The sequence below is a fragment of the uncultured Thiohalocapsa sp. genome, assembly GCF_913062725.1.
Lineage (GTDB): Bacteria > Pseudomonadota > Gammaproteobacteria > Chromatiales > Chromatiaceae > Thiohalocapsa.
In genome coordinates this window covers 1-17020 of the sequence record NZ_CAJXWY010000003.1, presented here as the reverse complement: position 1 = coordinate 17020, position 17020 = coordinate 1, and the positions used below count along the sequence as shown (strand labels likewise).

The 17020-nt window shown below is 67.5% G+C and carries 16 protein-coding genes; 9 read left to right on the top strand and 7 right to left on the bottom strand.

All coding sequences use genetic code 11. From position 1 onward, the window contains the following. Positions 1 to 35: 35 nt before the first annotated feature. Together QZ588_RS01165 and QZ588_RS01160 are read right to left on the bottom strand one after the other, a co-directional pair. Positions 36 to 764 carry an ATP-binding cassette domain-containing protein gene (locus QZ588_RS01165; RefSeq protein ID WP_295538796.1) on the bottom strand — a complete coding sequence of 243 codons (729 nt, stop codon included), beginning with the start codon at positions 762 to 764 and terminating at the stop codon, positions 36 to 38. Next, positions 751 to 1458: an ABC transporter permease gene (locus tag QZ588_RS01160; RefSeq protein ID WP_295538794.1), complete on the bottom strand. Its 708-nt coding sequence runs from the start codon at positions 1456 to 1458 to the stop codon at positions 751 to 753. The genes QZ588_RS01165 and QZ588_RS01160 overlap by 14 nt, the downstream gene beginning before the upstream one ends. Before the next feature lie 752 nt (positions 1459 to 2210). On the opposite strand from QZ588_RS01160, the gene QZ588_RS01155 reads away from it, so the two are divergent. Continuing rightward, positions 2211 to 2957 carry a twin-arginine translocation signal domain-containing protein gene (locus tag QZ588_RS01155; protein ID WP_295538792.1) on the top strand — a complete coding sequence of 249 codons (747 nt, stop codon included), beginning with the start codon at positions 2211 to 2213 and terminating at the stop codon, positions 2955 to 2957. A gap of 212 nt (positions 2958 to 3169) precedes the next feature. Here QZ588_RS01155 and QZ588_RS01150 read toward each other — a convergent pair whose 3' ends face one another. From QZ588_RS01150 to moaA, 5 genes are all read right to left on the bottom strand, one after another. Next, positions 3170 to 3925 (bottom strand): ankyrin repeat domain-containing protein, encoded by a 756-nt coding sequence (locus QZ588_RS01150; RefSeq protein WP_295538791.1) that lies wholly within the window; start codon positions 3923 to 3925, stop codon positions 3170 to 3172. Between the two features lie 166 nt (positions 3926 to 4091). Then, the gene (locus QZ588_RS01145) at positions 4092 to 4586 is read right to left on the bottom strand and encodes a DUF6505 family protein (protein ID WP_295538788.1); all 495 of its coding nucleotides are present in this window, start codon (positions 4584 to 4586) and stop codon (positions 4092 to 4094) included. Then, positions 4586 to 5497: a helix-turn-helix transcriptional regulator gene (locus QZ588_RS01140; RefSeq protein ID WP_295538786.1), complete on the bottom strand. Its 912-nt coding sequence runs from the start codon at positions 5495 to 5497 to the stop codon at positions 4586 to 4588. Before QZ588_RS01140 ends, QZ588_RS01145 begins: the two co-directional genes overlap by 1 nt. 73 nt (positions 5498 to 5570) lie before the next feature. Continuing rightward, positions 5571 to 6470, bottom strand: a complete 900-nt coding sequence (locus tag QZ588_RS01135; RefSeq protein ID WP_295538785.1) for a formate dehydrogenase accessory sulfurtransferase FdhD — start codon at positions 6468 to 6470, stop codon at positions 5571 to 5573. A gap of 5 nt (positions 6471 to 6475) precedes the next feature. Next, positions 6476 to 7498 (bottom strand): GTP 3',8-cyclase MoaA, encoded by a 1023-nt coding sequence (moaA, locus tag QZ588_RS01130; protein ID WP_295538783.1) that lies wholly within the window; start codon positions 7496 to 7498, stop codon positions 6476 to 6478. A 516-nt stretch (positions 7499 to 8014) separates the two neighbouring features. On the opposite strand from moaA, the gene QZ588_RS01125 reads away from it, so the two are divergent. The 8 genes from QZ588_RS01125 to QZ588_RS01090 all read left to right on the top strand — a co-directional run bounded on the left by QZ588_RS01125 (position 8015) and on the right by QZ588_RS01090 (position 16846). Beyond that, positions 8015 to 8572: a DUF3305 domain-containing protein gene (locus QZ588_RS01125; protein WP_295538780.1), complete on the top strand. Its 558-nt coding sequence runs from the start codon at positions 8015 to 8017 to the stop codon at positions 8570 to 8572. Continuing rightward, positions 8569 to 10647, top strand: a complete 2079-nt coding sequence (locus tag QZ588_RS01120) for a DUF3306 domain-containing protein (protein WP_295538777.1) — start codon at positions 8569 to 8571, stop codon at positions 10645 to 10647. The genes QZ588_RS01125 and QZ588_RS01120 overlap by 4 nt, the downstream gene beginning before the upstream one ends. 420 nt (positions 10648 to 11067) lie before the next feature. After that, positions 11068 to 11718 (top strand): molecular chaperone, encoded by a 651-nt coding sequence (locus tag QZ588_RS01115; RefSeq protein ID WP_295538774.1) that lies wholly within the window; start codon positions 11068 to 11070, stop codon positions 11716 to 11718. Between the two features lie 20 nt (positions 11719 to 11738). Next, a complete protein-coding gene (locus QZ588_RS01110; RefSeq protein ID WP_295538770.1) occupies positions 11739 to 11945 on the top strand; it encodes a hypothetical protein in 207 nt (68 codons plus the stop codon). A 49-nt stretch (positions 11946 to 11994) separates the two neighbouring features. Then, a complete protein-coding gene (locus QZ588_RS01105) occupies positions 11995 to 14883 on the top strand; it encodes a formate dehydrogenase subunit alpha (protein ID WP_295538767.1) in 2889 nt (962 codons plus the stop codon). Between the two features lie 26 nt (positions 14884 to 14909). Further along, positions 14910 to 15497, top strand: a complete 588-nt coding sequence (gene fdh3B / locus QZ588_RS01100) for a formate dehydrogenase FDH3 subunit beta (protein ID WP_295538764.1) — start codon at positions 14910 to 14912, stop codon at positions 15495 to 15497. Between the two features lie 26 nt (positions 15498 to 15523). Next, positions 15524 to 15727 (top strand): hypothetical protein, encoded by a 204-nt coding sequence (locus QZ588_RS01095; RefSeq protein WP_295538760.1) that lies wholly within the window; start codon positions 15524 to 15526, stop codon positions 15725 to 15727. Positions 15728 to 15793: 66 nt separating this feature from the next. Further along, positions 15794 to 16846 carry a formate dehydrogenase subunit gamma gene (locus QZ588_RS01090; protein ID WP_295538757.1) on the top strand — a complete coding sequence of 351 codons (1053 nt, stop codon included), beginning with the start codon at positions 15794 to 15796 and terminating at the stop codon, positions 16844 to 16846. Positions 16847 to 17020 lie beyond the last annotated feature (174 nt).

Below are 17020 nucleotides of genomic sequence, written 5' to 3'. Positions count from 1 at the left end.
GGTGGTGTCGCGCAGCCGGGTTGCGCGTGTGTTGGTCAATGCGGGACGAGGCGTCCCGCCAGATAATCGCCCGCCGCGGCGGATGCCGGGTTGGCGAAGAACTGGTCGGCCCTGGTCTGTTCCGCGATCCGCCCGCATTGCAGGAAGATCACCTCGTCCGCCAGTCGCCGGGCCTGGCCGAGGTCGTGGGTGACGAACAGGATCTTGGTGCCGCGTGCCTTGGCGCGCAGCACGATGTCCTCGATCGCCTGGGTCGAGGCCGGGTCCAGGCTCGCGGTCGGTTCATCGAGGAACAACACCTGCGGCCGCAGCGCCAGCGCGCGCGCCAGGCTCAGTCGCTGCTGTTCGCCTCCGGACAACAGCCGTGCCGGCTGTCGCGCCTTGGCGCCGAGGCCGACTTCCGCCAGCAGCTGCTCGGCGTCCCTGTCACTGTCACCGCCCCTGAGCCGGAGCGCGAAGCGCAGGTTGGCGATCACCGACCGGCGCAGCAGCACCGGCCGTTGGAACACCAGCGCCTGGCGTCGGCGGACAGCGATGTCCTGTAGCCGCCCACCCCAGCGGACCTCGCCCTGGGTTGGCCGCAGCAGCCCATGCAGCAGCCGCAGCAGCAGGCTCTTGCCGGCGCCATTGGCCCCCATGATCAGGCTCAGCCCCTGCGCCGCGATGCGCAGATCGATACCATCGATCAAGCGCCGCTCGCCGACCTGGTAGACGAGCCCGCGGGCCTCGCCGAAGGCCGCCGCGGTCGCCTCAGGCGAAGGCATGGCGGGATGCCGTCAGCCGCAGGCTCATCACCGCCGCATTGATGCCGAGGGCGATGCTGATCAGCACCATGCCCAGCGCCAGCGCCAAGGCCAGTTCGCCCTTGGAGGTCTCCAGCGCGATGGCGGTGGTCATCACCCGGGTCAGGTTGGCGATGTTGCCGCCGACGATGATGACCGCGCCCACCTCCGCGATCGCGCGACCGAAGCCGGCGAGCGCGACCGTCAACAGGCCATAGCGCGCGTCCCAGAGCAGCGCGCGCACGCTCTGCAGCGGCGACAGGCAAAGCGATTGAAACTGTTCGGCATACTCGTCGTGCAGCTGCTCGATCAATTCGCGCGACAGCGCGGCGATGATCGGCGTGATCAGGACCGCCTGGGCGAGGATCATCGCCGTTGGCGTGTAGAGCAGCCTGAGCCAACCGAGCGGACCGGCGTTCGACAGCAGCAGGTAGATCGCCAGTCCAACGACCACCGGCGGCAGCCCCATCAGCGCGTTCATCAGCACCAGCACGGCGGAGCGGCCCCGAAAGCGGGTGATGGCGATCAGGGCCCCGAGCGGAAACCCGACCAGGCAGGCGATCACGACCGCGCTCAGGCTGACCCGCAATGACAGCAGCACGATCTCGAGCAGCTCGGGGTCGAGTGACAGGACCAGTCCGAAAGCCAGGCCGAAAGCACTGCCGAAGTCTTGCATAGGGTCGCCGCCGGGCCGCAGCCCGACACGGGCGCGGTCTTGGGGTGGATCATGGGTTCCGGGCAATCGCCTGCTGCGGCGATCGCATCCTGGGCCTAGCGCCGCAAGCCCCCGGGGAGGCTCGGCGCAGACGCCGTCTGGCGGCGATGAAGCAAGGTGTGGGCCAGTTCTGTCGTGGGAGAGGATGCGGTCGCGCAGGCATCGGGTGCTGGCCCCGGCCACCCACCGGAACCTATTGTTGATGCGGGCCAGGCGCCTGCGCGTGGGCGCGACGGACACCGCCTGCGGCCTCAACGGGTGTCGGGATGCGGGAACAGAAACGACCGGTGAGGTAAAGAATCGCCCACCCCCGGGAAAAAAGTGCGTCATTCTGACCTGGCATGACGCTGGGCCATGGCCCCACATCCACATCGATCCGTCGCACGGGCCATGTTGTGTGCCGCGCGATCGGTGCCGCCGGCGAGCTCCCTGCGGGCGGCGACGCGGATGGTCGTCGAGTGCGTGCCAGGCCCGGGTCGGTGATCAGCGAATGGCGACCCACCGGGGCAGGGCGCGCTGTATCGGCGACCATTCATTCGAAGACCGCAACTGTGGCAAACGCGGGCTTGGTCGGAAACAAATCCGAAATCGAGAGCGATATCGCCCTTCAAGGCCGCGTCGGTCTCTGCTCTAATAGCCAAATGACGACCGGGGCCTCACAGCATGACGAAGCGGGGCCCAGCGCATGCTTCGACACGGACCCGGGGATGTCCATGAACAAGCCGATTGGCGGTGATCGCCGCGATTTCATCAAACTGTGCAGCAGTGCCGGTGTTGCCCTTGCCTGCGGCGGGGCCGCCGCCCTGGCGGCCCCGCAGGCACCCGCGCAGGCCTTTCCACGCGCGCTTTTGGTGGATACCCAGGGCGAGCCGCTGCGCCCCGAGGCACTGCCGTCGGGGCAGGCGCAGATCTTCTTCTACCCCTATCGCTCGACACCCTGTTTCCTGCTCGATCTCGGTGAGGCCTTGCCCGGCGGCGCCGAACTGCAGACCGAGACCGGCGTTCCCTATCGCTGGCAGGGCGGCGTCGGTCCAAACCGCTCGGTGGTCGCCTTCTCGGCGATCTGTGCGCACAAGCTGACCCACCCTTCCCCCATGGTCAGCTTCATCGGCTATCGCGAGCAGCCGGTCGGATTCGTCAACCGGGCGCAGCAGGTCGAGCGCCGCGGGCATGTGATCCAATGTTGCTCGGAGCACAGCCTCTACGATCCGAAGCGCGGTGCGGCGGTCATCTCCGGGCCCGCCCCCCAGCCCCTGGCGGCGATCGAACTGGCCTTCGTCGATGGTGCCTTCCATGCCACGGGCGTCTATGGCGGGGACCTGTTCGCGCGCTACTTCGAGCAGTTCGGCGATCGCTTGCAGTTGGAGTACGCCGGCGACGGCTACGCCGAGCCGGCGGGCGAGCAGTGCGTGGTGCAACCGATGGAGGGCTACACACGTAACCTGATCCGTTGCGGTTAGTGCGAAGGCGAGGACCGCGACCCGAGGTCGGCCAGCGCTCCTGGTGCCCGGGGTGGTGCCACGGGTCGCGCCAATGACGACGCCCGGGGCCGGGGCGGCTGGCGCGATCGGGCGCGGGCACGCTGTTTGCCCTTACGCCGCGGGCAGGCGCCGGCGCAGTGTCCGTGACCGTGCCCGCGCCCATGCCCGTAATCGTGCCGTCTGCCGGCGGCTCAGTCGGGGTCGATACGCTGGACGATGGCGATGGCGCGCGGTGTTCGCCCGGCGAAGTCGGCCCGATCCGGATCGCCGCCCAGGCGCCGCAGCAGTCGGAAGGTGCTGGCGTTGCCGGCGGCGGCCGCCAGATGCAGCGCCGTCTGTCCACTGGCATTGATGGCATGGATGTCGGCGCCGCCGGGCCCGGCGAGCAGTTCCACCAGGGCGTCGCGGCCGAGGTCGGCGGCCCGCATCAATGGCGTCCAGCCATAGACATCGCGCACATCCACCTCGGCCGCTGCGGCGAGCAACAGCCGGGCGGCCTGTCGATGCCCCTTGGCGGCGGCCATGGTCAGTGCGCTCCAACCGTTGCTGGCCCGCCGCCGCACATCGGCGCCGTGCGCGAGCAGGGTCGCGACGATCGCGGCATCGCCGCGCCAAGCCGCATAGAGCAGTGCCGTCGCCTGCTTGTGATTGGCTGCGTTGACGTCGGCGCCGGCGCGCAGCAGGCGTCGCAGCAGTTCCGGATCGCCGCCGGCGGCTGCCGCCATCAGCGCAGTCTTGCCGTCGCGGCCCGGTTGGTCGATGTCGCCGTCAAGCGTCGGCAGCAATCGCGTCAGGGTCTCGGTGTCGTTGGTGTCGATCGCGGCACGCCATCGCTGGGCGTGGCGTCGCGCCGCCTCACCCGTCGCCGGTGGGGCCTGACCGACCTCGGGCCGGCTCCCCGTCGCATCGATGCCGGCGTTGGTTTGGACGCGGACCGGGGACGTCAACCCCTGGCTGGAGTCGGTCGGCGCCATGGTCGCGGCCGGCCCGGGTGCTGGCGTTGCCAAGGTGGCACCAGGGACCGTCAGCAGTAGCCCGACCAAGACGCTGATCAGGTGCCGCGTGCGGTCGGCAGCCACAGCCGCAGCCGGCCGACACCGGCCGCGAGTCACCTCAAGGCTCATGTTCCGGGTCGCTGCCGAACATGCGAAGCTGGCTGTGATCGAGCGGGTTCGGCGCCGGCTGCAGGCGGTGGACGTTCTCCTGGATGTCGCCATCGCGCCATTCGCGTTCGAGCAGCAACTGGGTTCCGACCGGCAGCACCGCCAACGACAGCGCATAGGCGATTTCGTCCTCGGCCACCGGCAGTGCCGCGCCCAATCCGGGTGCACCCAGACGCTGCACCATCGCCAACGCCAGTTGCAACCGCAAACCGTCCAGTTCCGCCTGGTCGATCTCCGCGACCTCGACGACACTGGCGTGGGCGAAGCTGTCGATGCCGAGGAAGCAGTGCGCAAAGCTCGCCTGCAGGCTGTCCGGTAGCGATGCCGGATCGACGCCGGCATAGGCGAAGCTGCCCGGCACGGCCCATTCGTCACCGGGCGAGACGGGGGTATACAGCTGCCGGTCTTCGTCGCTGGGTGGCAGCGTGCGCAGGAACTTGGGCATCATTCTTCTCCGAATACCAGGCGTCCGCTGTCGGACAGGTCATAGCCACCGAGTTGCTCGGCGATGATGCGGCACTCGGACGTCTTCAGTCGCTTCAGGAGTTCCTGGAACAGGCGCCGGAAGTAGATGTCGCGTCGCAGGGCGATGTCGAAGGACTCCCAGCCGAAGGCGGCGAACCCGAGCCCGAACTCGCGCGCGGCGGCGCGCGCCCCCGGGGCCACGTCGGCCTGATCCATCGCGATCATCGCGGCCGCCTCACGCTCTGAGGCGGCGGTGCCGACGGTGTCCAGATCGAGCTGTTCGAGCCCGAGCCGGGCCTGGATCTCTTTCAGGTAGCGTTGCGCACCGGCGCCCTCCTGACGCATCGCCCAGCGCAGTGGCGCCGCCAGCAGCGCGCTGGCATCTTCGCCGCCGCGCCAGCGATCGGCCGCGTACATCAGCCCCTGCTCGCGACGGTAGGCATGGATCAGGACCCAACGCGAATGCTGGTTGTATTGGCGCAGCAGCGCCGGGTGACGGGTATGACTCTCCTCGCTGGGTCCCCAGTGGATGCAGCTCGCGTCGACGCGGTTCGCCGCCAGCAGGTCGAGCCCGAGCCGCGTGCCGGTGGCGGTGTAGCTGATCAGCGCGTGCGAGCGGGTGTCCTGGGCAAACTTGAGGATCATCCGATAGAGCAGGGGGTCGTCGCTGCCGGCGACCACCAGGCGATCGGTCATCACCCCGCCATGACTGGATTCCAGAATCCAGTGGTCGATCAGTTCACGCGGAAACATCCACTTGCCGGTGACCTTGGTCCCGGGGATCTTGCCTTCGTTGACCAGGGTGTAGACCTTCTTCTCGTTCAGGTTGAGGTAGTCGGCGACCTGTTTCACGCTCATGAACGGCCGGGTCGCCTCGGGGATCACGGCCATGATGGCCGGCCCTCCCGGACCCGGTCGCAGGGAGCATCGGCGGGCCGGCGGCACCAGGGTGCGCCATTCAGGATCATGACAGCGACTCGCCGGCGCTTCGATGCGCCTCTCGGCCGGCGCGAGCGCGCGGCGCCGCCGGGCGCGCATCGAAGTGGAAGCGCTCGACCCCTTCGTAGAGCAGGAAGTGGCGGCCCTTGGCGCGGGCGATGGTCATGACACCCACCTGTCGCGCCAGCTCCAACCCCTTCTCCGTCACCCCGGAGCGCGACAGCAGCACCGGGATGCCCATCTGCGCCACCTTGATCACCATCTCCGAGGTCAGTCGGCCTGTGGTGTAGAAGATTCGGTCAGCGCCATCGATGCCGTGCAACCACATGTGGCCGGCGATGGCGTCGGTCGCGTTGTGGCGGCCAACGTCTTCGACGAAGATCTCGGTGCCGGGCGCGCCCTGTGCGTCGACCTGGCAGAGCGCGCAACCGTGCACGGCGCCGGCGCGTCGGTAGACCTCGTTGTAATCGTTCAGGAAGTCGAGCAGCCGATAGAGCTGCGATTGGCGGAATTCGACCGCTGGCAGGCGCAGTGATTGCAGCTGATCGGTGATACGGCCGAATACCGTTCCCTGACCGCAGCCGCTGGTGACGGTCCGGTGCGAGAGCTTCTCGTCGAGATCGGCGATGGTACTGGTGGTGGTCACCGCGGCAGCATCCGTGTCCCAATCCACCTGGACGGCGGCGATGGCGTCGAGGCCGGGCACCAGGCGCTGGTTCAGCAGGTAGCCCAACACCAGCAGCTCCGGATGGGTGCCGAGGGTCATCAGGGTGACGATCTCGCGCTTGTCCAGATAGAGCGTCAGTGGTCGCTCGCCGGCGACATGGCCTTCCCGGACTGCGCCGGACTCGTCCCAGGCGAGCACGGCATGCGAGGGTTTCAGCCCGGCGGCGGTCATGACGGGCCGATGGGGCGTCTGTCGCATCGGCGTCAGCCTCCGGTCATATTCATGTGGCGAAAGATCACCGGCCGCTCGTGCAGGTCGAAGTCGTGGCCGTGCGGTTTGATCTCCATGGCGTCGACGATGGCCCGGCGCAGGTGGGTGTCGTCCTGCGGATGCGCGCGCAGTTCGTGCCGCAGATCGGTGGAGAATTCCTGGCCCAGACAGAGCAGCAGCCGGCCCTCCGCGGTGACCCGCACGCGGTTGCAGTCGCCGCAGAAGTTGTGGCTGTGCGGCGAGATCAGGCCGACGCGGCCGTGATAGCCGCGGACGCGGTAGTAGCGGGAGGGGCCGCCGGTGCGCTCGGTGCTTGGCAGGAGCTCGAACGCCTCGGCGAGCATGGCCAGGATCTCGTCGCTGGAGACATAGGCGGCGGCACGGTCGTGATCGCCGATGACCCCAAGCGGCATCTCTTCGATGTAGCTGATGTCCATGCCGCGCGTGAGCGCGAAGCGGGCCAGATCCCGTACCTCGTCGTGATTCATGTGCCGCAGCACCACGGTATTGAGCTTGAGGCGCCGGAAGCCTGCCGCCAATGCCGCATCGATGCCGGCGAGCGTCTTGGACAGATCGCCGAACCGGGTGATGCGCTTGAAGCGATCGGGGCGCAAGGTGTCGAGCGAGATATTGATACGCGCCACACCGGCATCCCGCAGCGGTGCCGCCAGCGCCGCCAGTCGCGAGCCGTTGGTGGTGAGCACCAGTTCCCGCAACTTCGACAGTTGCCCGAGCTGCTCGAACAGCCACATGACGTTGTTGCGCCGCAGCGGTTCGCCGCCGGTGATGCGGATCTTGGTCACCCCCAACTCCGTGAACACCCGCGCCAACCGCGCGATTTCCTCCAACGTCAGGATCTGGCTGCGGGGCAGGAAGGTCATGTCCTCGGCCATGCAGTAGACACAGCGCATGTCGCAGCGGTCGGTGACCGAGATACGCACATAGGTGATCTTTCGCCCGAAGCGATCGATCAGTGTCGCCGACCCGGGTCGGTCATGCGTGGTTTCGCTCGTCATGGTGTCGTCTCCTCCGCCAGGGCCGACCGGCGGTCACAAACGCCGCCCGCTGTCGGGCCTTTGGTTCACTCCAGCTCGCGCCCGCGCCGTCCGGACTGCGACCTGCGCCCCAGGTCATCGAGGCGTCTGCGCCTTCGGCAGTGGTCGCAGCTATAAGCAAGACTGATGCCGAAAAGCCACGGCCGCGGCTACGCAGCCGGACGGCAGGACGCGTCCCACGCCCCGGCCCGAGGGGGACGAAATTGCCCAGTCGGGTCCGTCGGGGCGGGGCATTTTGTCCGTCGTTCGTCGCTGCGATCCACGCACGGCGCATCACGGTGTTTTTTTCCCGATGCCGGCGCGGGCCCGCCGCCGATCCTTGTGCAGACACGCTAGGACGGGCCGGACGGGCGGGAAGGCCGCCGCGGCCCGGGCACGCGAGCAGCCGATTGGTACAAAAGCTGCTTATTAGCGCCGCTGAGCAAGGTGCTGGCGTCAGCACCCGCGGCCCTAGCGCAGCACGGCGGTTCGACAGCGATGAGCGAGCATCCACCAACGACGGATCCCACCACCACGAGCACGGTGCCGACCCAGGCACAGGCGCGTCACTATGTGCCGCTGGCCGACCAGCAGGATCGTCCGCCCGACTGCTTCCCGGTCAGCGTGCTGGTGCGGGTCACGCCGGTCACCGACCATCCCTGGCTGCGCGAACGCCGGCAGTTCGTCGGCATCGTCCTGGCCCAGACCGCGACACGGGCGCGCGCCGACGATGCTGCCGATGCCGACCACCTGCTGCGTATCGATGGCCTCACCCTGCGATTGTTCGCCGACGAGGCCGAAAGCTACTACCACAACCTCACCGTCGAGGCGCCCCGGTGTTTCCTGGTCAGCCGACCCGATGCCGACGGTCGCCTGCAACCCTTTCTGGTGACCGCGAGCTTCGATCAGGCGAACGCCTATTTCGAGGGCGACGAGCAGGTGGACGCGCTGCCGATGCCGACGGCGCTGTGTCAGGCGCTCGAGCGCTTCGTGCTGACACACTATGTGCCGACCGAACGGAAGAAGCGCAAACGCAAACAGTGGGTCAAGCCATGAGTGATGCCGATCGAGACTCCGGGGACCCGCCGGCGACCTCCTCCGCAGAGCCGCTACTGACGCGTTGGTCGCGTCGCAAGCATGCGGCGCGCGCCGAGGTACAGCGGCCGGCGGCGACGACAGCGACAAGTCCCGAGGTATCAGAGCCGCCCGGCGACGACGACATGCCGCCCCTGGCGTCGCTCGACGCCGACTCCGACTACAGCCCCTTTCTGTCGCCCCGGGTCAGCGAGGAGCTGCAGCGGTTGGCCTTGCGCAAACTGTTCCACAGTCCCGGATTCAACGTGCGCGACGGCCTCAACGACTACGACGAAGACTTCACCAACTTCCAGGCGCTTGGAGATCTGGTGACCGCAGACATGCGTCGGCAGCAAGCGCGCGAGGCGCAAGCGTCGGCGGATGCCGATAACCCATCGCCACGCAGCACCCAGGATTCCGATACGGCTGCCACGGCGGCAACGCAGGTGCCGGCGACCGACCGGCCGGAGGACTCGATGAATCTGACGCCAGCCGACGCGCTGGACGGGCCGGCACACCACGCACCCTCGCCGAAATCCCAGGCCATGGCCGCCGCGGCAGCCGTCAAGCCGACGCCGACCGGTCTCATTGGCTTCAGTTCCAGCGGTCGGCTATTGCTGATCGGTGATGCCGCCGAGGTCGGCGGGGCCGTCACCGAGCTCGCGCCCGGGCTGCAGCCGAGCTACCTGCTGACCGACGCCGGGCCGGCGCCCGACGAACGCCCCGCCTGGCGCTGCGCACGCAGCGCCATTCGCCTATCCGGTCACCTGGGCGACTTTCGGGTTGCCTGCGAGGCCGGCGACGGCCCATCCCTTGATGCGACCTTCGACCTGGTGCTGGATCTTTGCGCCGAGCCTCTGCTGTCGATGCCGGTGAAGCCAGTCGGCTATTTCGCACCGGGCGCGGATGCGAACGCCCTGCACGAGGCCCTTGCGCAACTGCCAGAGCTGATCGGCAGCTTCGAGAAGCCGCAGTACTTCGGTTACGACCCGAACATCTGCGCGCACGGACGCAGTGGCGTCACCGGCTGTCGGCGCTGTCTCGATGTCTGTCCAACGCAGGCGATCCGCTCGCTCGCCGAGCAGATCGAGGTGGACCCGAACCTCTGCCAGGGCGGCGGCAGTTGCGCCACGGTTTGTCCAACCGGCGCGATCAGTTACCAGTATCCGCCCACCAGCGACAGTCTGGAGCGGGTGCGGCGCATGCTCGGCGCCTACGCCGAGGCTGGCGGCAGCGATCCCGTGCTGTTGTTACATGCGATGGCCGACCCGCCGGCGAGCGACGCTGACCGGGTGCTGCCGTTGCCACTCGAGGAACTGGCCAGCGTCGGTCTCGAGTGCTGGCTGTCGGCCCTCGCCTATGGTGCGAGCCGGGTTCTGCTGCAGCCGCAGGACGGACTCGATGCGACGACGGTCGCCGCCTTGGAGCAGGAACGCCGGGTGGCGAATGCGCTGCTCACCGGGCTCGGTTATCCACCGGCGGTGCAATGGGTCGGCGAGCAACCGGACACGGCGCCGCTGCGCCTGGCACGTGCTGCGCGTTTCACCGCCGGCGCCGGCAAGCGTCAGACCCTGTTCCTGGCGATCGACCACCTGTTCGAGCAGGCGCCTGCGCCGGTGACCAGTGCCGCGCTGCCGGCGGGCGCGCCCCTGGGCCAGGTTCGGGTCGATCGCGACGGCTGCACGCTCTGCCTGTCCTGCGCCTCGGTGTGCCCGGCCAAGGCCCTGTCGGCGCTCGGTGACCGGCCCGGGTTACTCTTCTACGAGGCCAACTGCGTGCAATGCGGGCTCTGCGCCAAGGCCTGTCCCGAGCAGGTCATCGCGTTGGAACCGCGGGTGCTCTACGACCCGGCACAGCGGCGTCAGCCGCGCACCCTGAACGAGGAGGCGCCGTTTTGTTGTGTCAGTTGCGGCAAGCCGTTCGCCACCCGCTCGGTCATGGATCGCATGGCGCAGAAGCTGGCCGGGCACCACATGTTCCAGGACGAGCGCTCGCGGCGTCGGCTGCAGATGTGCGGCGACTGTCGCGTCGTCGACATGATGCGCGACCAGGCCTGACCGGCCCCACTGGCTGCGCCGACACGTCCCCGTAGCGCATCACCGGGGGCCGGTGCCGTCGCTCGTCCCATCCCTGCGTGGCCCCGATGCGCCGTCCCGCCTCTCGTCCCCGACCGCACCGGTGGCCCCCGCTGCCCGTCGTCCGGCCTCCTCGTGATCCCCCTGCCGGCTGGCGCTTGGACCGGTTCGGTGGCGCCTGCCCGGGTGTCTTCCGGCGTCGTCCGGGGCGGGCCGTTGCGGACCTGCGCGCCCTGTCGCAGCCGGGACAGGCTGATGCAGCAAGTTTGGGCCGATGTGCGTCATCCGGACCCAGCGCTCGTCATCCGTTGGGTGTTTGATCCCCTCCCCGTCATTTTTTTCCTTATCAAACTGGCCTGTTGCTTGCTCTCTTCAGGCCACTCGCCAAGGTTCGGTCTTGCCATGTCAGCTCACCCAAACTCCATTCGCAGCGACTCGCCGACGGTTGCAACGGCCACGACGACCACGGCCGCGCTCCCGCCCGAAGTCCGTTCCCGAGCCGGCGGCTACGGCCTGCTGGCGGCGCTGTTGCGGGCAGCACCGGACGCGGCGCTGTTGGCCCTGTTGCGGCAATACGATCAGCCCGAAGGCAGCGGCGAGGACGCCGTCGCCCGCGCGCTGCGCCTGCTGGCGCTCGCCGCCCGGCAGCCGCAGGGCGGCCGGCTCGAGGACGAGTATCACAACCTGTTCATCGGCCTCGGTCGCGGCGAGCTGGTGCCCTTCGGGTCCTGGTACCTGACCGGCTTCCTGATGGAGAAGCCACTGAGCATCCTGCGCGCCGATCTCGCCGCGCTGGGGTTCGAGCGTCAACCTGAGGTGTGCGAGCCCGAGGACCATATCGCCGCGCTCCTGGAGGTGATGTCGCTGTTGATCCAGGACGATGTCGAGCACCAGACCCAACAGCACTTCTTCCAACGGCACCTGGAACCCTGGGCGGATCGCTTCTTCAACGATCTCGAGCACGCCGAGTCCGCCTGTTTCTACCGCGCTGTCGGCCGCTTCGGCCGCAGTTTCAACGACCTCGAGAGCCGCTACTTCGCCATGCGGCTCTAGGCCACACCGGAGGATCATCCATGCAACGAAATGCATCCCACGATAGCCGTCGTCGCCACTTCCTGCGTGGCCTCGCCAACATGCCCGCCGCCGCCGCCGTGGTCGCGCTGCCCGGCGTCGTCGACGCGGCGCCGGTGGCCGCCCCGGAGCCGGCCGACAAGCACGACGGCAAGGGCTACCGGCTGACGAGACATATCGTCGACTACTACAAGACCGCGGCGCTCTGAGCCGTCATCGAAATCTGAACCCGGAATCACCGATCGAGGACTTTTGCTGATGAAACTGAGAAAGCTCTCCAGTCAGCCACAGGCAGTCACCGCCGTCGACGGTTCGCAGGCGGAGACGGTCGCGACCGGCCAGGGCATCAGCCGCCGCGAGCTGATGCGCAATTCGGGCCTGATGGCCGGGGGCGCCGTCCTCGGCACCATGCTGACGCCGGGCATGATGCGCCGCGCACAGGCCGCCAGCCCCGCCGACCGCACCGGCCCCACCAAGGTCGTGCGCTCCGTCTGTACCCACTGCTCGGTGGGCTGCGGCGTCTACGCCGAGGTACAGAACGGGGTCTGGACCGGCCAGGAACCGGCGTTCGACCACCCCTTCAATCTCGGCTCGCATTGCGCCAAGGGGGCCGCGCTGCGCGAGCACGGGCATGGCGAGCGGCGCCTGAAATATCCGATGAAGCTGGTCGACGGCAAGTGGCAGCGGATGCGCTGGGACGATGCCATCGAGGAGGTCGGCAACCGCTTGCTGTCGGTGCGCGCCGAGTCGGGTCCGGATGCGGTCTACTGGCTGGGATCGGCCAAGCACAACAACGAGCAGGCCTACCTGTTCCGCAAGTTCGCCGCCTTCTGGGGCACCAACAACGTCGATCACCAGGCACGTATCTGCCATTCCACCACGGTCGCCGGCGTCGCCAATACCTGGGGGTATGGCGCCATGACCAATTCCTACAACGACATGCACAATTCCAAGGCGATCCTCATCATTGGCGGCAACCCCGCCGAGGCGCATCCGGTGTCGTTGCAGCACATCTTCCGTGCCAAGGAGGCGGGCGCCAAGCTGATCGTCATCGATCCGCGCTTCACCCGCACCGCCGCGCACGCCGACCACTATGTGCGTATCCGTCCCGGCAGCGATGTGCCCTTCGTCTGGGGCATGCTCTGGCACGTGTTCGAGAACCAGTGGCAGGACGACCAGTTCATCGCCCAGCGCGTCTTCGGCATGGACCAGATCCGCGAGGAGGTGGCGAAGTGGACGCCCGACGAGGTCGAGCGGGTCACCGGCGCCGACGAGGAAACGGTGCGCACCGCCGCCAAGCTGATGACCGAGCACCGTCCCGGCACCTTCGTCTGGTGCATGGGCGGCACCCAGCACACCATCGGCAACAACAACACGCGCGCCTACTGCGTGTTTCAGCTCGCGTTGGGCAACATGGGCGTCGCCGGTGGTGGCACCAATATCTTCCGCGGCCACGACAATGTGCAGGGCGCGACCGACCTCGGCGTGCTCTCGCACACGCTGCCCGGCTACTACGGTCTCTCCGAGGGTGCCTGGAAGCATTGGGCCAAGGTCTGGGGCGTGCCCTATGACTACCTGGTCAGCCGCTTCGACAACAAGGCCTTTGAGGGTGACCAGAAGCCGATGAACACCAAGGGTATTCCGGTGTCACGGTGGGTCGACGGCGTGCTCGAGGACAAGGACAAGGTCGCCCAACGCGACAATGTGCGGGCGATGGTGTTCTGGGGTCATACGCCCAACTCGCAGACGCGCGGCCCGGAAATGAAGGAGGCGATGGAAAAGCTCGATACCCTGGTCGTCATCGATCCTTATCCGACGGTGACCGCGGTGATGCATGATCGCACCGACGGCGTCTATCTGCTGCCGGCCTGCACGCAATTCGAGACGCGCGGCTCCGTCACCGCCTCGAATCGCTCGGTGCAGTGGCGCGACCAGGTGATCGAGCCGCTGTTCGACTCCTTGCCGGACCACACCATCATGTATCGGCTGGCGAACAAGTTCGGCTTTGCGGTGACCATGTTCAAGAACATCGCAGTCGAGAATGACGAGCCGGTGATCGAGGATGTCACCCGCGAATTCAATGGCGGCATGTGGACCGTCGGCTACACCGGCCAGAGCCCGGAGCGGTTGAAGGAGCATCAGCAAAACTGGCATACCTTCGACACGACGACGCTGAAGGCGGAAGGCGGACCGGCCAATGGCGATTATTACGGCATGCCCTGGCCCTGCTGGGGGACGCCCGAGATGCGCCACCCCGGGACACCCAATCTGTACGACACCAGCAAGCCCGTCGCCGATGGTGGCCTCGCCTTCCGGGCCCGCTTCGGGGTCGAGCGCGATGGCGTCAACCTGCTGGCCGAGGGCTCCTATACGAAGGGCTCCGAGATCAAGGACGGTTATCCGGAATTCACCGCCGACATGCTCAAGCAGTTGGGCTGGTGGGACGACCTCTCCGCCGAGGAGCAACGGGCAGCCGAGGGCAAGAATTGGAAGACCGACCTCTCCGGCGGTATCCAGCGGGTGGCGATCAAGCATGGCTGCGCACCCTTCGGCAATGCCAAGGCGCGTACCGTGGTCTGGACCTTCCCGGATCCGGTACCCGTGCATCGCGAGCCGCTCTACACCACCCGCTACGACCTGGTGGAGAAGTATCCGACCTACGAGGACCGCAAGAGCTTCTATCGGTTGCCGACGCGCTATGCGTCGATTCAGGCGAAGGATTTCTCCAAGGAGTTCCCGATCATCCATACCAGCGGTCGCCTGGTGGAGTATGAGGGTGGTGGCGACGAGACCCGCTCCAACCCCTGGTTGGCGGAGTTGCAGCAGGACATGTTCGTCGAGATCAATCCGGTGGACGCCAACAACGCCGGTGTGCGCGATGGGCAGATGGTCTGGGTGGAAAGCCCGGAGGGTGGCCGGATCAAGGTCAAGGCCATGGTGACGCGGCGCGTCGCCCCGGGTGTGGCGTTCACGCCGTTCCACTTCGGTGGTCACTTCCAGGGTGATGACCTGCGAGACAAGTATCCGACGGGCTCGGATCCCTACGTGCTCGGTGAGGCCTGCAATACCGCATTCACCTATGGCTACGACTCGGTCACTGCCATGCAGGAGACCAAGTGCTCGCTGTGCCGCATCATCCCCGCTTGACCCGCGCAATCAGAGGACATTGAACCATGGCGAAGATGAAGTTTCTCTGCGACGCCGAGCGCTGCATCGAATGCAACGCCTGCGTCACGGCTTGCAAGAACGAAAACGAGGTGCCCTGGGGCATCAACCGCCGCCGGGTCGTCACGCTCAACGACGGCGAGCCCGGCGAGCGATCCATCTCGGTCGCCTGCATGCACTGTACCGACGCCCCCTGCAGCGCGGTCTGCCCGGTGGACTGTTTCTACACCACCGCCGACGGTGTGGTGCTGCACGACAAGGACCAGTGCATCGGCTGCGGCTACTGCTTCTACGCCTGCCCCTTCGGCGCGCCCCAGTACCCGCAGGAGACCGCCTTCGGCGTGCGCGGCAAGATGGACAAGTGCACCTTCTGCGCGGGTGGGCCGGAGGCGGACAACTCGGCTGCCGAGTACACCAAGTACGGCGCCAATCGGTTGGCACAGGGCAAGTTGCCGCTCTGCGCTGAGATGTGCTCGACCAAGGCGTTGATCGCTGGTGACGGCGATCTGGTGGCGGATCTGTATCGCCAGCGCATCCTGCGCCGTGGCGGTCGGCCCCAGACCTGGGGTTGGGAAAAGGCCTATGGCGCCGCCTGAGGCGGCGCCCTGCACCGGAGACAGGTATGCAGAGCAAAGTTCGGCTGATCGCCGTCGCATGGGTTGCCGGGTTGGCACTGGCCGGCTGCTACGGCAAGGATGGTGGGTTGCAGTTGCACCAGCCCGGAAAGTATGTGGGCGCCAACGACCCGCTGCTCGAAATCGCGGGAACACCCGAGTTCGAGCAGCGGCTCGAACGACGGTTCAATATGGTCCAGACCGACCGTTAGGGGGGCTTCGTGAAATCGACGAAACAAGCATCGAAGCGGCGTGGTATCAGGCGCGCCATCAGAGCCATGCTCTGGTCGGCCGGCCTGGTGCTGCTGACGGCCGCGGCGCTGCCTTTCACCGGCCTGCTGCTGAGTGATGGCGGCGCAGCGGTCGCGCAGGTCGCCGGTGGCGGCGCCACCGGCTTCGGCGAGGATCCGAATCCCCGCTCGGAGTTCTGGCGCGAAGTCCGCCAGGGCAATGCCGGATATACGGCGGTCAAGGGCAAGGAAACCGGCGTGCTGATCCAAAACGGTGGCGAGAATTACCGCTCGTTGCGCAACGGGCCGGTGGCGATCCTGGGCGCGGTGCTGCTCATCGGCATGCTCGGGATGATCACCCTGACCTATATGCTCCAGGGGCCGATGCGGATCGAGGGCGGGCCCCGGGGTCACTGGCTGCCGCGCTGGAGCGTCGTCGAGCGGGTGCTGCACTGGGCCACCGCGATCAGCTTCCTGATCCTGCTGATCACGGGTCTCAGCCTGCTGTACGGGCGCGCGAGCCTGATTCCGCTGATCGGCAAGGACGCCTTCGCGGCCTGGGCCTATGTGGCGAAGAACCTGCACAACTACACCGGCATCCTGTTCGCCGCCTCGCTGCTGTTGCTCCTGGTCAAGCTGATTCGCCACAATTTCCCCAATCGGACCGACCTCCAATGGTTCGCGAAGGGTGGTGGCATCTTCGGCGGCGGGCACGTCTCCGCGGGACGCATGAACGGTGGCGAGAAGGCGTGGTTCTGGCTGCTGGCGACGGTGGGCGTGACGGCGGTGGTCAGCGGCCTGTTCCTGAACTTCCCGCAGTTCCTGGAGCGCAGCGACGCCCAGCTCGCACACCTGGCGCACGCCGCCAGCGCACTGGTGATGGCGACCGTTGCCCTGGGTCATATCTACATCGGCACCATCGGCTCGGAGGGATCGTTCAAGGGCATGGTGACCGGCAAGGTCGATGTCGTCTGGGCGGAGCAGCACCACGACCTCTGGTACCAGGAACTGCAGGCGAAGGGCGTGCAGCCGCAACCGGACGTCGCGGCTCGGGCTGGCGCCGGCATCGGTGGCGCTCACCAACAAGCGCAGGCCAACTGAGATCGGCTCGGGTCGCCGGCGCCCGCCGGCGCCCGGCGACCTCCCCCGGCCAACGGTGATGGACCTTATACCCGTCGCATCTCGGTTTTCGCTTTCCGCGGGCTGGGTTGCGGCTGGCGGGGGACGCCGTGAATACGTCCCTGTAGGCTTCACGACAGCATCCCTGCTGTCGAG

Bases quoted from the DNA above. Each gene is read 5' to 3' on its own strand.
- QZ588_RS01165 (WP_295538796.1), bottom strand. From the start codon at position 764: ATGCCTTCGCCTGAGGCGACCGCGGCGGCCTTCGGCGAGGCCCGCGGG.
- QZ588_RS01160 (WP_295538794.1), bottom strand. From the start codon at position 1,458: ATGCAAGACTTCGGCAGTGCTTTCGGCCTGGCTTTCGGACTGGTCCTG.
- QZ588_RS01155 (WP_295538792.1), top strand. From the start codon at position 2,211: ATGAACAAGCCGATTGGCGGTGATCGCCGCGATTTCATCAAACTGTGC.
- QZ588_RS01145 (WP_295538788.1), bottom strand. From the start codon at position 4,586: ATGCCCAAGTTCCTGCGCACGCTGCCACCCAGCGACGAAGACCGGCAG.
- QZ588_RS01140 (WP_295538786.1), bottom strand. From the start codon at position 5,497: ATGGCCGTGATCCCCGAGGCGACCCGGCCGTTCATGAGCGTGAAACAG.
- QZ588_RS01135 (WP_295538785.1), bottom strand. From the start codon at position 6,470: ATGCGACAGACGCCCCATCGGCCCGTCATGACCGCCGCCGGGCTGAAA.
- moaA (WP_295538783.1), bottom strand. From the start codon at position 7,498: ATGACGAGCGAAACCACGCATGACCGACCCGGGTCGGCGACACTGATC.
- QZ588_RS01125 (WP_295538780.1), top strand. From the start codon at position 8,015: ATGAGCGAGCATCCACCAACGACGGATCCCACCACCACGAGCACGGTG.
- QZ588_RS01120 (WP_295538777.1), top strand. From the start codon at position 8,569: ATGAGTGATGCCGATCGAGACTCCGGGGACCCGCCGGCGACCTCCTCC.
- QZ588_RS01115 (WP_295538774.1), top strand. From the start codon at position 11,068: ATGTCAGCTCACCCAAACTCCATTCGCAGCGACTCGCCGACGGTTGCA.
- QZ588_RS01110 (WP_295538770.1), top strand. From the start codon at position 11,739: ATGCAACGAAATGCATCCCACGATAGCCGTCGTCGCCACTTCCTGCGT.
- QZ588_RS01105 (WP_295538767.1), top strand. From the start codon at position 11,995: ATGAAACTGAGAAAGCTCTCCAGTCAGCCACAGGCAGTCACCGCCGTC.
- fdh3B (WP_295538764.1), top strand. From the start codon at position 14,910: ATGGCGAAGATGAAGTTTCTCTGCGACGCCGAGCGCTGCATCGAATGC.
- QZ588_RS01095 (WP_295538760.1), top strand. From the start codon at position 15,524: ATGCAGAGCAAAGTTCGGCTGATCGCCGTCGCATGGGTTGCCGGGTTG.
- QZ588_RS01090 (WP_295538757.1), top strand. From the start codon at position 15,794: ATGCTCTGGTCGGCCGGCCTGGTGCTGCTGACGGCCGCGGCGCTGCCT.